General features: G+C 67.3%; 14 protein-coding genes. 3 read left to right on the top strand and 11 right to left on the bottom strand.

What is annotated here, in order from left to right; translation table 11 throughout:
- Nucleotides 1-66: 66 nt before the first annotated feature.
- Nucleotides 67-2235 (bottom strand): TonB-dependent siderophore receptor, encoded by a 2169-nt coding sequence (locus tag KY496_RS23080; RefSeq protein WP_005668049.1) that lies wholly within the window; start codon nucleotides 2233-2235, stop codon nucleotides 67-69.
- 114 nt (nucleotides 2236-2349) lie between these two features.
- Nucleotides 2350-4605, bottom strand: coding sequence for a TonB-dependent receptor domain-containing protein (locus KY496_RS23075; protein ID WP_005668048.1), 2256 nt, complete (start codon nucleotides 4603-4605; stop codon nucleotides 2350-2352).
- A 188-nt stretch (nucleotides 4606-4793) separates the two neighbouring features.
- Here KY496_RS23075 and KY496_RS23070 point away from each other — a divergent pair, with 188 nt between their 5' ends.
- Entirely contained in the window at nucleotides 4794-5276 is a 483-nt protein-coding gene (locus tag KY496_RS23070) for a glutathione peroxidase (protein WP_005668047.1), read from the top strand.
- 28 nt (nucleotides 5277-5304) lie between these two features.
- Here the strand turns inward: KY496_RS23070 and KY496_RS23065 are convergent, their stop codons facing one another.
- The 6 genes from KY496_RS23065 to KY496_RS23040 form a co-directional block, all read right to left on the bottom strand.
- Nucleotides 5305-6225: a DUF2145 domain-containing protein gene (locus KY496_RS23065; RefSeq protein ID WP_219862623.1), complete on the bottom strand. Its 921-nt coding sequence runs from the start codon at nucleotides 6223-6225 to the stop codon at nucleotides 5305-5307.
- Nucleotides 6225-6686 (bottom strand): hypothetical protein, encoded by a 462-nt coding sequence (locus KY496_RS23060; RefSeq protein ID WP_051205124.1) that lies wholly within the window; start codon nucleotides 6684-6686, stop codon nucleotides 6225-6227. Before KY496_RS23060 ends, KY496_RS23065 begins: the two co-directional genes overlap by 1 nt.
- Before the next feature lie 104 nt (nucleotides 6687-6790).
- Entirely contained in the window at nucleotides 6791-7105 is a 315-nt protein-coding gene (locus KY496_RS23055) for a hypothetical protein (RefSeq protein ID WP_005668043.1), read from the bottom strand.
- A 96-nt stretch (nucleotides 7106-7201) separates the two neighbouring features.
- A complete protein-coding gene (glcF, locus tag KY496_RS23050; RefSeq protein WP_005668041.1) occupies nucleotides 7202-8428 on the bottom strand; it encodes a glycolate oxidase subunit GlcF in 1227 nt (408 codons plus the stop codon).
- A 3-nt stretch (nucleotides 8429-8431) separates the two neighbouring features.
- Nucleotides 8432-9505 (bottom strand): glycolate oxidase subunit GlcE, encoded by a 1074-nt coding sequence (glcE, locus tag KY496_RS23045; RefSeq protein ID WP_005668039.1) that lies wholly within the window; start codon nucleotides 9503-9505, stop codon nucleotides 8432-8434.
- 12 nt (nucleotides 9506-9517) lie between these two features.
- Complete coding sequence (locus KY496_RS23040; protein ID WP_184239616.1) at nucleotides 9518-11023, bottom strand: FAD-linked oxidase C-terminal domain-containing protein; 1506 nt, start codon at nucleotides 11021-11023, stop codon at nucleotides 9518-9520.
- A gap of 81 nt (nucleotides 11024-11104) precedes the next feature.
- On the opposite strand from KY496_RS23040, the gene KY496_RS23035 reads away from it, so the two are divergent.
- Nucleotides 11105-11659: a cob(I)yrinic acid a,c-diamide adenosyltransferase gene (locus tag KY496_RS23035; protein WP_005668037.1), complete on the top strand. Its 555-nt coding sequence runs from the start codon at nucleotides 11105-11107 to the stop codon at nucleotides 11657-11659.
- 3 nt (nucleotides 11660-11662) lie between these two features.
- A complete protein-coding gene (locus KY496_RS23030) occupies nucleotides 11663-12379 on the top strand; it encodes a 2OG-Fe(II) oxygenase (RefSeq protein ID WP_229409837.1) in 717 nt (238 codons plus the stop codon).
- Nucleotides 12380-12435: 56 nt separating this feature from the next.
- Here the strand turns inward: KY496_RS23030 and dxs are convergent, their stop codons facing one another.
- From dxs to KY496_RS23015, 3 genes are read right to left on the bottom strand one after another with little or no spacing between them, the layout of a single operon-like run.
- On the bottom strand, nucleotides 12436-14310 hold the full coding sequence (dxs, locus tag KY496_RS23025; RefSeq protein WP_219862621.1) for a 1-deoxy-D-xylulose-5-phosphate synthase: 1875 nt from the start codon (nucleotides 14308-14310) through the stop codon (nucleotides 12436-12438).
- On the bottom strand, nucleotides 14311-15210 hold the full coding sequence (locus KY496_RS23020; protein WP_005668028.1) for a polyprenyl synthetase family protein: 900 nt from the start codon (nucleotides 15208-15210) through the stop codon (nucleotides 14311-14313). It lies immediately after the preceding gene.
- Nucleotides 15207-15461 (bottom strand): exodeoxyribonuclease VII small subunit, encoded by a 255-nt coding sequence (locus tag KY496_RS23015; protein WP_229520344.1) that lies wholly within the window; start codon nucleotides 15459-15461, stop codon nucleotides 15207-15209. Before KY496_RS23015 ends, KY496_RS23020 begins: the two co-directional genes overlap by 4 nt.
- Nucleotides 15462-15735: the final 274 nt, after the last annotated feature.

Genomic DNA, 15735 nt, shown 5'->3' with positions numbered 1-15735 from the left:
TCCCGCCTTCGCGGGAACGACGTTTTGAGGCCAGCGAACGAATAATGCCGCCGTCGGCCAGCCAGCTTAGAACCGCGACTCCAGCGTCACCCGCGCCATCGTGTGTCCTTCACTGAAACTGGTCCTGCGCAGCGTCCCGAATTCATCGGTATAGCGTGAATCCGACACCCCATCCTGGCGCAGCAGGTTCGACGCGGCCAGCCGCAGCTGGTACTTCGGATTGAACTTCCACAACGCATATACGTCCAGATCGCGCCGCACGCTCTGGTAGCGCGACTGCTCCACATTGACCCGCACCGGGCCGCCGTCCTTGAACGCGAAGCTGGCGCCGGTACTGAGCTTGCCGTCGCGGGTCTTGTAGTCGATCCCCAGCGTCGCCGACAACGGCACCTGCTGGTCCAGGCGGTTATCAGGGCCCGGCACCGCGTCCACCTCGGACCAGTTGCGCGACACGCTCGCACGCAGGTCGATCTCCGGCACGTCTTCCATGACTGCCGACAGCGGGAACTTCGCCTCCAGTTCCAGGCTGCGCGTGAGCGCGTCGCCGTCGTTGACCGGGGTCTGGATCCAGCGGCCGTCTTCCAGGATCAGGCCCTGGCGCGTGTAGTCCTCGATGCGGCGCACCGACACGCTGGCGCTCAGCAGCGCCTTCTCGGCCCACCAGTGCTCGTAGGCGGCGTCGATGCCGGTCGCCAGTTCCGGCTGCAGGTCCGGATTGCCGCGGTAGTCGGGTTCGGTCTGGCTGTTGTTCGGCGTCGTGAAGCGGCGCGGGATCAGGTTGCTCGCGGACGGCGCCTTGAAGGTGCGGGTCAGCGCCAGGCGCACCTGGTCGCGGCTGTCCGGAATCTTGTACAGGGTCTGGGCCAGCGGCGAGAACACGCTGGCGCGGTTGGTGCTGGTCTCGAACGTATTGCCCTCGCTGGTCGTCTCCAGTCCTTCCCAGCGCAGGCCCGCATACATCGACCACTGCTTGCTCACGTTCCACTCGTCCTGGATGTACAGCGCCAGGCGCTTGATGGTGGCGTCATACTCTTCGTTCGATATCAGCTCGCGCCCGGCCAGCGGCAACACCTCGATTTCGCCGCGCTCGTCCTCGCGCTGCGTGTAGCCGGCATCCCAGCCCATCGACAAGGCATGGTCCTTCTTCCACGGCGTCGTGTACTTGCCGACCAGCGTCAGCCCGCGTTCGTCGGTCGCGCTCAGGACGGTGGAGTCGCGCGCCAAGCGATCCAGGTTGTAGTCAAATTCGCGCCAGTCGCCGCGATTGCGCATGCCGTTGGCGCCGAGCTTGAGGTCGAGCTTCGCCCCCTCTTCCAGGTTGTGCACCCAGTTCACGTCCGTGCGCAGCATCGTGTGGTTGCCCTCGTTGTTCATGTCGCGCACGTCGTACGGCGGCGGCGCGCCAAGCTCGGTCGTGGTCACCGCATTGCCCTGGTAGTCGTTGCGATTGTACGAGACCATCGTCTGCCAGCTGACCGTGTCGCCGTTCTCGAGCGTCCAGTTCAGGCGTGGCGTGAGGTTGAAGCCCTTCGGGCTGCCGCTGTCGTTCTGCTCGGTGCGGCGCAGCTGCGTCAGGCGGCCTTGCGGATCGATCTGCGTTTCCTCGTACGGTTGCGGACGGTCGAAGTTGAAGCGCCAGACGCTGGCGCCGAGCGAGTACGACAGCGCGTCGAGACGGTCCGACATGTTCAGGCTCGCGCTCGGGTTGCTGGCGTCCTCGCTCTTGCCGTAGCCGACCCGCAGTTCGCGCTGCGCCTTTCGCACCACCCGCTTGAGCACGATGTTGATGGTGCCGGCGATCGACTGGGTCGAAAACTCGGCGCTGGCCGCGCGCAGGATCTCGATCCGTTCGATGACGTCGGGCGACAGCTGGTCGATGTCGAAGCCGGCCGGGGCCCGCTCGCCATTGATCAGGATCTGCGTATAGCCGCTGCCCAGGCCGCGCATGCGGATTTCGCCCGCCCCGCGGCCGCCGCCACCGCCGACGGTGATGCCGGGCAGGCGCTTGAAGACGTCGAGCACGGAGGTGTCGCCGTAGCGCTTGATCTCTTCGTTCGAGACCACGATGCGGCTGGCGGTGTCGTCACGCCGCGGGTCGTAGCTGTTGGCGTCCGCCTTGACCTCGACCTTCTGCATGGCATCCGGGCTGACCGGCGGCGGGTCGGATGGCGGGCTGACTTGGGCGGCGGCCGGCAGCGCAGCGAGGGTCAGCGCGATGAGCGTTGGTCGGAGCATGGGATCGGGAACGCAGTGGACAAAAGTCCCCGTATTCTGTCACAGCTTGTTGCGCCGAAAGCCGCTTTGCCGGAATTATTCATCCGGCATATCGCCTGTACTGACGGGCTGTATTTACCGCGGCCCCATGCCGCCGCCCGGTGGACCGAAGCCCGGCCCGCCCGGGCCACGCGGGCCGCGTCCGCCGCCAAAGGTGCCGAAGCGGTACGACAGGCCGACGTAGACCAGGCGCCCGTCCTGGCGGCGCAGGCTGTATTCGCGCAGGCTGTCGGTTTCGGTGATCGACTCCGACTTCTGCGAATCGAAGACGTCGTTGACGTTGACGACCAGGCTCAGGGCCTGGCTCAGGTTGTGCCGGTAGTTCAGGTCCGCGGTGCGGGTCGGCTGGCGATAACCCTCGCCGAACAGCGTCTTGCCCTGGGCATTGAGCACCAGCTGCAGGCTGTTGGCCGGATTGAACTGGTAATTAAAGCGCGCGCGGCCGGCGATCGAGGTCGCGCTGCGCTTGTCGTCGTTCACGCTGCCCAGCACCGATTGCTCCGAATAGCCGATATTGCCGCTGGCATTGATCGTCAGCTTGGACGTGGCGCGACCGCTGAAGGTGAATTCCAGTCCGCCCGAGCGGCTGGTGCCCGCGTTCTCGCGCGTGGTCAGCAGCACGGTGTCCGAAATGAAGTAGCGGCGCTCCGAGATCAGGTCGGTGTCGCGGCGCGCATACAGGCGCACATTGGTCTCGACGTTGCCAAGCTTGGTCTCGACGCCCAGCTCGAGCGAGTCGGACTCGGTCGGCATCAGCTCGGGATTGCCCGACGAGACGTTCGTTTCGTCGCGGTAGATCACGAAGGGATTCAGGTCCGAGGCGCCCGGACGGCGGATGCGGTGCGCATAGCTCAGGCGCAGCGCCGTGCTATCGGACAGGTCATAGGTAAGGAAGGCGCTGGGGATCGCTTCCAGGTAGTGGTTGCCGGCCTTGATCCCGGTCGTGACCTGGTCCATGTCCAGATCGGTGTATTCGGTGCGCAGGCCGCCCAGCACGCCCCACTTCTCGCCCAGGCGCATCTGGTAGGTGCCGTACAGCGCCAGCGTGGTGTCGACCAGCTCGAAGCGGTTGGTGCGCGCCGGGTTCACGGTTTCGAACAGCGTGCCCGGATCGACGTCGAGGAAGCGGGTGTCGATCACGCTGCTGTTGCGGATGACCTTGTAGCCCAGCTTGAGCACGCCGGCCTCACCCGGACGCTCGTAATCGCCGGTGAGGTCGATGATGCGGGTCTCGTTCAGGTTGTCCTGGCGGGTCAGCGGATCGGACGAATTGATCGGACGCACCGTGTAGTCGCTGGCGTAACGGGTGTCGCCCTCGCCCCGGGTGCCGGACAGGCGCAGGTCGGTCTTGAAGATCTCTCCCGGCAGCTCGCCCTTGTGGTCGAGGCTCGCGCCCAGGCTGTAGCTGCGGTTGTCGGTGTCGCGCACGGTCGAGCGCAGGTAGTCGCTCTCGACCGCCCCGGATGCGTCGGTGCCACGGTAGCGCTCGGACGACAGGCCATCCTGGCGGTTGGCGTTGAAGCTGGCCTTGAGCGACACCACGTCCTTCTCGCCCAGGTTGTAGTTGAGGGAGCCGTTGAAGCCGGCCGACTCGGTGTCGTTCTCGCTGGTCGAGGTCTGCACGCTGCTGGCCACGGCGCCGGTGGCCGGATCGATGCGGTCGCGCGTCGTCTCGCCGGTCGAGCCGCGGCTGTCGCGGCGGCCGAACAGCGCGCCCTGCACGCTCAGGCGTCCGCCCGTGTAGCTGCCGAAGGTCGAGGCATTGAAGCGGCCCTCGGCGCCGGCGTTGGCGTTGACCACGCCGAAGCTGCCCGGCGTGCGCTCGCGCCGCATCACCAGGTTGATGATCGGCCCGCCGCCGCCCTCGTTGCCGAACTGCGCGCCGGGATTGTTGATCACCTCCACCGACTCGAGGTCGGCGGCCGGCAGCGCGCCCAGGGCGGCGGCGCGGTTCTCGCCCTGCATCATGGCGGACGGCTTGCCGTCGATGAGGATCTGCACATTGCTGCGGCCACGCAGGGTCACGTTGCCGTCCGGGTCGACCGCGACCGACGGCACCTTGTTCAGGGTATCGGCGATGGTGTCGTTGGTGGCGGCAGAATCGCTCTTGACGTCATAGGCCTGGCGGTCGATGCGGTTCGACGAGCGTACCGCGCTGACCGAGACCGTCGACTGGACCGGAACCTCGGCTTCCGGTACGGGGGTAGCTGGCGCAGGCGCGGCAGGTGCGGGGACCGCGGGAGGCTGCTGGACGCTGGCGCTGGCAGGGGCGAGCAGCGTGCCCGCCACGATCGGCGCGAGCAGCAAGACGGAAGAACGGTGACGTGGCATGACAACCCGGGATGCTGGACAATTGGACGAGCGTAATTGTCGCACGCGCTGTGCCCAAAATACGTTAAGAAATGCTAAGACGCAATAAAAGTCACCGCCATGATTCGTGCCGGAAGGTCGCGTCGGGATGCCGTGCACGTCGCGCCGCCTTCGCGTAAACTTGGCGATTCAACCACAAGGAGAACGCCATGACCGCCTACGATTTCAACGCCACCGCTCTCGACGGCCAGCCGGTCGACCTGGCACGCTATCGCGGCAAGGCGCTCCTGATCGTCAATACCGCCAGCGCCTGCGGCTTCACCCCGCAATACCAGGGCCTGGAGGAACTGCAGCAACGCTATGCGGACCAGGGCCTGGTGGTGCTCGGCTTCCCGTGCAACCAGTTCGGCCGCCAGGAGCCGGGCAGCGAGGCCGAGATCGGCGCCTTCTGCGAAAAGAACTACGGCGTCACCTTCCCGATGTTCGCCAAGATCGACGTCAATGGCGACGACGCCCACCCGCTGTTCCGTTTCCTGAAGGGCGAGGCGCCGGGCGTGCTGGGCACCGAGGGAATCAAGTGGAACTTCACCAAGTTCCTGGTGAACAAGGAAGGCGCCGTGGTCAAGCGCTACGCGCCGGCCACCAAGCCGGAAGAACTGAAGGGCGATATCGAGAAGCTGCTGGCGGCCTGACGCCGCCCAAGGGCGTATCGCGAAACGCTCAGTTGGCGAGGACGGTCACTTCGTCGTCCGGCCCCGGCTCGCACGCCGCGCCAAGCGGCTCCCAGCCGCGCCGCACGACGATGCGGCCCTCGTCGTGGCAGATCTCCACGCGTTGCGTCTGCGGCGCGCGCTGGCGCACGAAGGCTTCGATCGAGGCCGGCACGCTCACCTGCAGCGCGAGGGCGTGCAGGTCGTCCACCGGATGGTCGTTGACGTGCACCAGCGGCACGAACTGCCCGGCGAACATCAGCAAGTGTCCCGGCACCCTGACCGGCCCGGCGACGTAGCCCTGCGCGCGCAGCCAGTCCTGCGCCCGCTCGCGCACCTGTCCTGCCTGCCCTGCGCCGTGTCCCGATACGCCGCCCCAGGCGCCCGCCAGCAGTTCGGCCACCCACTGGTTGCAGTTCTGGTAATCGGTGCCGAAAGCATAGGCGTTGGCGCTGTACTTCCCTGCCAGCAGCGCCAGCGCCAGCCGCTTGTCGCGCGCGGCGCGTTCGAGCTGCGCGCTGTCCTGCTCGGGCAGGAGCAGCAGCGACACATGGCCGCTGGATGGCGCATCGGCGCCGAGCGCGAAGCCCGAGATGCCCTGGTCGAACAGGTGCGGACGGGCGTCGTCGCAGGCGTAGTACAGCTGGCGCACCGCCCAGGCGCCGTCGGCATCGTCGCGCAGGGCGACGCCGGCATGCGAATACAGCAGGCCGAAGCGGCTCAGGTCCACACCGGCGCGGGAAATCAGGGCGACCTTGCCGCCCGAGCGTTCGAGTTCTTGCCGGACCACGCCGGCAAAGCGCAGCACGCGGTCCTGTTCGAGCGCGGTGATGTCGCTCTCGCGCTCGCAGAAGGTCGGCAGGCCAGCCCACGCGGCGCTGCTGGCGCAGAGGCCGAGCGCCAGCGCGGCGGTCGCCCTGCGCAGCCGCATCAGATGACGACTTTGCGCGACGCCAGGTCGCGCTGCCAGTCGTCCTGCAGCGCCAGGAAGAACGGACGCTGGGTGTCGGCATGGGCGAATTCGTAGCCATAGACGCGCTCGTTCACGCGCACCACGTCGCCGGCATTGACCTGGCGCTGGGCCATGGCGCGGTTCGGCACGTCAAGGAAGAAGGTGCGGGCCTGGCCGGCTTCGGCGCGCAGGGTCAGGCGGGTGGTGTCGGGCTTGTTCGGGGCTTGCGCGATATCGATCACGCGGTAGTCGCCGGCCGCCACCTTGTCGTCGCCGCTCGAGCTGTTGCTCGAATCGCTGATCGAATCCGAAATGCTGGCCGACGACGCAGAGCCGGCGCTGGAGGCCGACGAGGCGAAACTCTCGGCATGGACCGGGATGGCGCAGGCGATGGCGAACAGGCCCAGGCACATGGAACGTGAAAAGATTGGCAAGGTCATAAGAGGCTTTCGTTGTCGAGCAAAACGCTCACATGGTACAAGCCCTTGCACTTGAACACCATAGCGCCGTCGTAACCTCTTGTGACAAGCGCACGGATTCGTCGTCAGCGCGTCTGGATGCGCGCCACGCCGTGGATGGTGCAGCCACGGCTGACGTTGTCGAGGAAGCGGATCGCCTCGGTCATCGAGACGCCCGGCGGCAGCAGGCTGCCCAGCGCGGCGTTCTCGTTCAGCTGGTCGAGGCCGTAGGCGATGGCGCGCGAGACGTCGCGCGCCATGCGGCCGTCGCTGTTGTACAGCGCGTCGTAGACGCCGGCGGCTTCCCAGACCGGGACCAGGCCGGGGCTGCTGCTGTCTTCGAAGACCACGGCGGCCGGGCCGCCCTCGTCGTCGCGCACGAGTTGGAAGGTGAAGCTCAAGATCGTTCCTGTAGATTGCCACTGGTTCCCGCCGATTGACGGGTTCGGCGCGATCCTAACACGGCCAGGAAATCGGCGTTGCGCCCGCGCGCGCAATCAGCGCAATGCCCGCTCGAGCAATTCGATCCAGTGCGCCACCGGCTTGTCCGTGCCCGACTGCAGGTGGGTCAGGCAGCCGATGTTCGCCGACACGATCTCCTCGGCACCGGTCGCCGCCAGGCTGGCCAGCTTGCGGTCGCGCAGCGCGTGCGCGATCTCCGGCTGCAGCACCGAATAGGCGCCGGCCGAGCCGCAGCACAGGTGGTTGTCGGCGCACAGCACCACGTCCACGCCGGCCGCGTGCAGCATACTTTCGACCTTGCCGCGAATCTGCTGGCCGTGCTGCAGGGTGCAGGGCGGGTGGTAGGCCACGCGCGGCGCGCTTCTCCCCTGCGCCCGCGTCCTGATCTGCTCCTCGAATTGCGGCAGGATCTCGGACAGGTCGCGCGTCAACTCGCTGATGCGGCGCGCCTTGTCGGCGTAATCCGGATCATGCGCGAGCAGGTGGCCGTACTCCTTGACGGTGACGCCGCAACCGGAGGCGGTCATCACGATCGCCTCGACCGCGCCCTGTTCCACGTAGGGCCACCAGGCATCGACGTTGCGCCGCATGTCGCCCAGGCCGCCGTCCTGGTCGTTCATGTGGTAGCGCAGCGCGCCGCAGCAGCCGGCCTTGGGCGCCACGAGCAGCTGCACGCCGAGAGAATCGAGCACGCGCGCGGTGGCAGCGTTGATGTTCGGCGCCATCGCCGGCTGCACGCAGCCGTCCAGCAGCAGCATCTTGCGCGCGTGGACCCGCGCCGGCCAGTGGCCGGCGGCGCGCCCCGGCTGCAGCTTGTCCTGCAGAGCGGCCGGTAACAGCGGCCGCAGCGCCTGGCCTGCCCGGAAGGCCGGCCTGAACACGCCGGCGCGCGGCAGGCATTCCTTGAGCGTGGTGCGCTTGATCCTTTCATTCAAGGGACGCGGCACGCGCTCGTCGACCAGCTTGCGGCCGATGTCGACCAGGCGGCCATACTTGACGCCGGACGGACAGGTGGTCTCGCAGTTGCGGCAGGTGAGGCAGCGGTCCAGATGGAGCTGGGTCTTGCGGGTCGGCTGCGCGCCTTCGAGCACCTGCTTGATCAGGTAGATGCGTCCGCGCGGGCCATCGAGTTCGTCGCCCAGCAGTTGATAGGTCGGACAGGTGGCGGTGCAGAAGCCGCAGTGCACGCAGGCGCGCAGGATCGCTTCAGCTTCCGCGCCTTCGCGCGTGCCCTTGATGAAGTCGGCTAATGTCGTTTGCATGGGTCAGGCGCTTTCGGGATACAGGCGGCCCGGGTTGAAGATGTGGGCGGGATCGAAGGCATCCTTCATGCGCGCATGGATGCGCGCCAGCACCGGCGCCAGCGGCTGGAACACGCCGCTGCCCTTGTCGCCGCCACGGAACAGGGTCGCATGGCCGCCGCAGGCTTGTGCCGTGCGCCGGACCGTGTCGGCCGTGGCGGCATCGCCACCGGTGCGCAGCCAGCGCTGGGCGCCGCCCCACTCGATCAGCTGGTCGCCGCCGAGCACCAGCGCGCCGGTGGTCGACGGCACCGACAGGCGCCACAGGGGTTCGCTCCCTGTGAAGAAGGCATGACGCTGTTCGCGCAGGTCGGTCCAGAACGCCGCCGCATCCGGATGCGGCACCGCTTCGCCGCCCAGCAGCCGCATCGCGGCGTCGACCGCCGCCTCGGCGCCGGACAGGCGCAGCGCCAGCTGGCCGCCGCACCAGGCGCTGCCCGACAGCGGCAAGGGCTGGCCGCCCCATTCGTTCAGGCGGCGGATGGCGTCGATCTCGCTCATCTCGAAGCGCAGCGTGGCCTCGGCGAAGGGCCGCGGCAGCACCTTCAAGGACACTTCCAGCAGCAGGCCGAGCGTGCCCATCGAACCGGCCAGCATGCGCGAGACGTCGTAGCCGGCCACGTTCTTCATCACCTTGCCGCCGAACGCCAGCACGTCGCCCTTCCCGTCCAGCAGCCTGGCGCCGAGCACGAAGTCGCGCGTGGCGCCGCTGCTGCCGCGCCGCGGACCGGACAAGCCCGCCGCGACCGTGCCGCCCACGGTGGCGGTAGCCGAAAAATGCGGCGGCTCGAAGGCCAGCATCTGGTTGTGGCGTGCGAGCAGCGCCTCGATCTCGGCCAGCGGCGTGCCGCAGCGCGCCGTGACCACGAGTTCGGTCGGCTCGTAGTCGACGATGCCGGCGTGGTCGCGGGTGTCGAGAACCGCGCCCTGTGGCGCGCCGCCATACCAGTCCTTGCTGCCGCCGCCGCGGATGCACAGCGGCTGGCGATCACTCGCCGCGGCCCGCACCCGTTCCTGGAATCGTTCGATCGTTCCCATATCGGCTCTCGTTCAAAAACGCGGCAGGTCCGGGAACGGAACCTCGCCGTGGTGCACGTGCAGCTTGCCGAATTCGGCGCAGCGGTGCGGGGTCGGGATCGCCTTGTCCGGATTGAGCAGCGCGACCGGGTCGAAGGCATGCTTGACCGCGAAGAAGGCGTCGAGTTCCTTGCGGCCGAATTGCACGCACATGGAGTCGATCTTTTCCATGCCCACGCCATGCTCGCCGGTGATGGTGCCGCCCACTTCGACGCACAGCGCCAGGATCGCCGCCCCGAAGGCTTCGGCGCGCTCGAATTCGCCGGGCGCGCTGGCGTCGAACAGGATCAGCGGATGCATATTGCCGTCGCCGGCGTGGAACACGTTCGAGCAGCGCAGGCCATAGGTCTGTTCCATCGCGGCGATGCCGGCCAGCACCCGCGCCAGCTGCTTGCGCGGGATGGTGCCGTCCATGCAGTAGTAATCTGGCGAGATGCGGCCCGCCGCCGGGAAGGCGTTCTTGCGGCCGGACCAGAAGCGCACCCGCTCGGCTTCGCTCTGCGACACCGTGATCGCCGTGGCGCCGGCGCGCTCGAGCACCGCGCTCATGCGCGCGATTTCTTCGGCCACCTCGAGCGCCGTGCCATCGGCCTCGCACAACAGGATGGCGGCGGCGTCGAGGTCGTAGCCGGCCTGCACGAAGGGCTCGACCATGCGCACCGAGGTGCGGTCCATCATTTCGAGGCCGGCCGGGATGATGCCGGCCGCGATCACGTCGGCCACCGCATTGCCGGCCGTGACCACATCGCTGAACGACGCCATGATGACCTGGGCCAGCGCCGGCTTCGGCACCAGCTTCACGGTCACCTCGGTGACGATGCCCAGCATGCCTTCGGAACCGATGAACACCGCCAGCAAATCCAGGCCCGGCGCATCGAGCGCTGCGCCGCCCAGTTCGATGATATCGCCCTCGATGGTGGCGACCCGCACCCGCAGCACATTGTGCACCGTCAGGCCATATTTGAGGCAGTGCACGCCGCCCGAGTTCTCGGCCACGTTGCCGCCGATGGTGCAGGCGATCTGCGACGACGGGTCGGGCGCGTAGTACAGGCCGAACTGGGCGGCGGCTTCGGAGATCGCCAGGTTGCGCACACCAGGCTGGACGACGGCGGTGCGCGCCAGCGGGTCGACGCGCTTGATCTGGCTCATGCGCGCAGTGGACAGCACGACGCCGTCGCGGATCGGCAGCGCGCCGCCCGACAGCCCGGTGCCGGCGCCGCGCGGCACGATCGGCGCCTGCAATTCGCGGCAGACGTCGAGGATGGCCAGCACCTGCGCCTCGTCGGTCGGCAGGGTCACGACCAGCGGCAGCTGGCGGTAGGCGGCCAGGCCGTCGCATTCATAGGGCCGGGTGTCTTCGGGGTCGGACAGGACAGCGCCCGCCGGCAGGCGCGCGCGCAGGGCCGCCGCCACCTGATTGCGCCGCTCGGTGGGGTCATGCGTGGCGACTGGGCCTGGATGGGAGACGAGGTCGTGCATGCTTCGATTGTAAGCACAATTACCACGTTTTGTCGTATGCTCGTCCCATCGTTTTTTCTCACCAACGCATAAGGCAACATCATGGGCAACCGCCTCTCGAAAATCGCGACCCGCACCGGCGACGATGGCAGCACCGGCCTGGGCGACGGCAGCCGCACCGGCAAGGACAGCGCGCGCATCCACGCGCTGGGCGAAGTCGACGAACTCAACTCCTTCGTCGGCCTGCTGCTGTGCGAAGACATGCCGGCTGCATTGCGCGAAGAGCTGGTGTCGATCCAGCACGACCTGTTCGACCTGGGCGGCGAGCTGTGCATCCCCGGCTACCAGATGATCAAGGAAGAACACGTGGCGCGCCTGGACGGCCTGCTCGAGAAATACAACGCCGACCTGCCGGTCCTGAAGGAATTCATCCTCCCGGCCGGCTCGCGCGCAGCGTCCACCGCCCACGTCTGCCGCACCGTATGCCGGCGCGCCGAGCGCGCCATCGTGGCGCTGTCGAAGGCGGAGCAGATCCACGCCCACCCGCGCCAGTACGTCAACCGCCTGTCCGACCTGATGTTCGTGCTGGCGCGCGTGCTGAACCGCCATGCCGGCGGCAGCGACGTGCTGTGGCAGCACGAACGCAAGCGGGGCTGATCCATGGACGACAAGGTGATGGATGACTTCATCGGCGTCTATGACGACGCGCTCAGCGCGCAGCAGTGCGACGCCCTGCTGGCGCGCTTCGAGGCCAGCGACAAGGTCGTGCGCGGGCGCACCGGCAACGGCGTCGACGTCGACAAGAAGGACAGCTACGACATCACCATCAACCTGCACCGCGAGTGGGACGACGTCACCCAGCTGCTGCTCGAGACGATGTCGCGCCACCTGGTGCAGTACGTCGATCGCTACCGCATGCTGCTGATGGGGTCCCTGTCGCCGACCCTGGAGCACCCGCAGACCGGCGCGCCGACGGTGCTATCGATGGACAACTTCGAGGAAGTGGGCCGCCCGTATATCGAAGACCTGGTGCGCGTGCTGTACCGCCCCGGCACCATCAACCTGCAGAAGTACCGGCAGAATAGCGGCGGCTACCACCACTGGCATTCCGAGATCTATCCGCAGAACGCCAGCTGCGATTCGCTGCACCGCGTGCTGCTGTGGATGTTCTATCTCAACGACGTGGACGATGGCGGCGAGACCGAGTTCCTGTACCAGGGCCGCAAGATCGCGCCAAAAAAAGGGCGGCTGGTGATCGCGCCGGCGGGCTTCACCCATACCCACCGCGGCAATGTGGCCAGGAGCGGCGACAAGTACATCGCTACTTCCTGGATCCTGTACCAGCGCGCCGAGGCCTTGTTCGGGCAGCCGGGATAAAAAAACCGCTTTCTACGGAAAGCGGTTTTTCTTTCGTGCCTGCGCGTATCGCGCAATCAGCCGTTATTCACCACCAGCCGCGGCTCGCCCTGCGCCACCAGGCGCGCGCGAATGGAGGCTGCAATGCCCTTGGCATCCAGGCCCACCGACGCCAGCAGCGCTTGCGGATCGCCCTGGTCGATGAAGTTGTCGGGCAGGCCCAGGTTCAGCACCGGCTTGGCGATGCCGGCGGCGGCCAGCGCTTCCATCACGGCGGCGCCGGCGCCGCCCATGATGCAGCCCTCTTCCACCGTCACCAGGAACTCGTGCTCCTGCGCCAGGCGCTTGACCAGCTCGACGTCGAGCGGCTTCACGAAGCGCATATTGGCCACCGTCGCATCGAGTTCGTCGCCCGCCTTCAGGCTCGGCGCCACCATCGAACCGAAGGCCAGGATCGCGACGCCCTTGCCGGTGCGGCGCACCTCGCCCTTGCCGATCTCGATCGAGGTCAGGGCCTCGGCGATCTGGGCGCCGACGCCGGCGCCGCGCGGATAACGCACCGCGGCCGGGCCGGGATAGTGGTAGGCCGTGGTCAGCATCTGGCGGCACTCGTTCTCGTCCGACGCAGCCATCACGACCATGTTCGGGATGCAGCGCAGGTAGGCCAGGTCGTAGTTGCCGGCGTGGGTCGCGCCGTCGGCGCCCACCAGGCCTGCGCGGTCCAGCGCGAAGGTCACGTCCAGGTTCTGCAGCGCCACGTCGTGGATCAGCTGGTCGTAGGCGCGCTGCAGGAAGGTCGAATAGATCGCCACGACAGGCTTCACGCCTTCCGTGGCCATGCCGGCCGCGAAGGTCACAGAGTGCTGCTCGGCGATGCCGACGTCGAAGTAGCGCTGCGGGTACTCCTGGTGGAAGCGCACCATGCCCGAGCCTTCGCGCATGGCGGGCGTGATGCCGACCAGGCGTTTATCGGCGGCGGCCATGTCGCACAACCAGTTGCCGAATACCTCGGTATACGTGATCTTGCCCGGCGCGGTGGACGGCTTGATGCCCTCGAGGTGGTTGAACTTGCCGGTGCCGTGGTACAGGATCGGCTCGGCCTCGGCCAGCTTGTAGCCCTGGCCCTTCTTGGTCACCACGTGCAGGAATTGCGGGCCCTTGAGCTTCTTGATGTTTTCCAGCGTCGGGATCAGCGAATCGAGGTCGTGGCCGTCGATCGGGCCGATGTAATTGAAGCCGAATTCCTCGAACATCGTGGCCGGGACCACCATGCCCTTGGCGTGTTCTTCGAGCTTGCGCGCGAGATCCAGCACCGGCGCCGGCAGCACGCTCTTGCCCACGTTCTTGGCGGCGGCGTAGAACTGGCCCGACAGCAGGCGCGCCAGGTAGCGGTTCAGGGCGCCGACCGGCGGCGAGATCGACATGTCGTTGTCGTTCAGGATGACCAGCAGGTTGACGTCGTCCTCGACGCCCGCGTTATTCAGCGCCTCGAACGCCATGCCGGCGGTCATGGAGCCGTCGCCGATGACGGCGATCGCATGGCGGTCCTCGCCCTTGATCTTGGCCGCGGTGGCCATGCCCAGCGCCGCCGAGATCGAGGTCGACGAGTGGGCGGTGCCAAAGGTGTCGTACTCGCTCTCGTCGCGTTTCGGGAAGCCCGACAGGCCGTTCAGCTGGCGCAAGGTGGGCATGCGGCCGCGGCGACCGGTGAGGATCTTGTGCGAATAGGTCTGGTGGCCGACATCCCACACGATGCGGTCGCGCGGCGTGTCGTACACGTAGTGCAGCGCGATCGTCAGCTCCACCGTGCCCAGGTTGGACGACAGGTGGCCGCCGGTCTTGGACACCGACTCGAGCAGGAACTGGCGCAGCTCGTGCGCCAGCGGGGTGAGCTGGGTGCGCGGCAGCTTGCGCAGGTCGGATGGGTCGTTGATTTTTTCTAGCAGGTTCATTTAGGCCTTCCGCTGCACGATCAGGTCTGCCAGTTCGCGCAGACGCTGTGCTTTGTCTCCAAATGGCGCCAGCGCTTCGTGCGCGTCACGCCGCAGTTGTTCGGCCAGCGCGCGCGATGGCTCCAGGCCGAGGATCGACACATAGGTCGGTTTGTTGTCGGCCGCGTCCTTGCCGGCGGTCTTGCCCAGCGTGGCCGAATCGGCGGTGGCGTCGAGCACGTCGTCGACCACCTGGAACGCCAGGCCTACAGCGGCGGAATACGCATCCAGCGCTTCGAGTTCGTGCGTTGCCAGGTCGCGCCCGGCGAGCGCGCCGAGCAGCACCGACACGCGCAGCATGGCGCCGGTCTTCAATTGGTGCATGCGCTCGAGCTGTTCGCGGGTGAGCGACAGGCCGACGCTATCGAGGTCGATCGCCTGGCCGCCGCACATCCCGTTCGAGCCGGCGGCCTGCGCCAGCAGGCGCACCATCGTCAACTGGCGCGCCGGCGGCACCGCCGCGGCATCAAGGCTGGCCACCACCTCGAAGGCTTGCGCCTGCAGGGTGTCGCCGACCAGCAGCGCGGTCGCTTCGTCATAGGCCACGTGCACCGTCGGCTTGCCGCGGCGCAGGGCGTCGTCGTCCATGCACGGCATGTCGTCGTGCACCAGCGAATACACATGGATCATCTCGACCGCGCTCGCGACCCGGGCCAGCGCCGCGGGGTCGGCGTCGAACAGCGCGCCGGCGGCATACGCCAGCAGCGGGCGCACGCGCTTGCCGCCGCCGAGCGTGGTGTAGCGCATCGCCTCGTGCAGCTTGTGCGGCACCCGGTCGGCGGGCGGCAGGAAGGCGTCGAGCGCTTCCTCGACCCTGGCCTGGACCTCGCGGGTCCAGGCGCTGAAATCCTGCACCGTCATTGCGTGACCTCGTCGTCGCTGAATGGCTTGAGCATGTCGCCCTCGAGCACCTTGACCTGGGACTCGACTTTTTCGAGCTGGGCGGCGCAATACTTGACCAGTTCGGAGCCGCGCGCATAGGCCGCGACCGAGGCTTCCAGCGGCAAGGCGCCGGATTCCATCTGTGTCACGAGCTGGGCCAGTTCGGTCATCGCCTGCTCGAAGGATTGCGGAGGCGCCGCGGCTGCTGCCGGCGCGCTGTCCGCTGTCATATTCTTTGCCATAAGTCGGTTTCGTGAAGGCGCCCAGTTGTGCGCCGTGGGTCAGTCCAATCGCGTATTTTAGATCAATCCCACCCCACGGGGGGCGCACATTGCAGCATTCACAACTGGCAGGTGCGTCAGGAATCCGGCCGACGCCCTTTATTTGTCCCCTCGCTGCCCCTTTTCCAATATGAAAACCATGCCTCATCGGCAACACATCAAGCGCCGCGCACCACAATCTCGCGCCGGCCCAAGACGGTAGAGCCTGTTACGCAGTATAATC

The sequence above is a fragment of the Massilia sp. NP310 genome, assembly GCF_019443485.1.
Classification (GTDB): Bacteria; Pseudomonadota; Gammaproteobacteria; order Burkholderiales; family Burkholderiaceae_D; genus Telluria; species Telluria timonae.
This window is presented reverse-complemented; position numbering and strand designations above follow the sequence as displayed.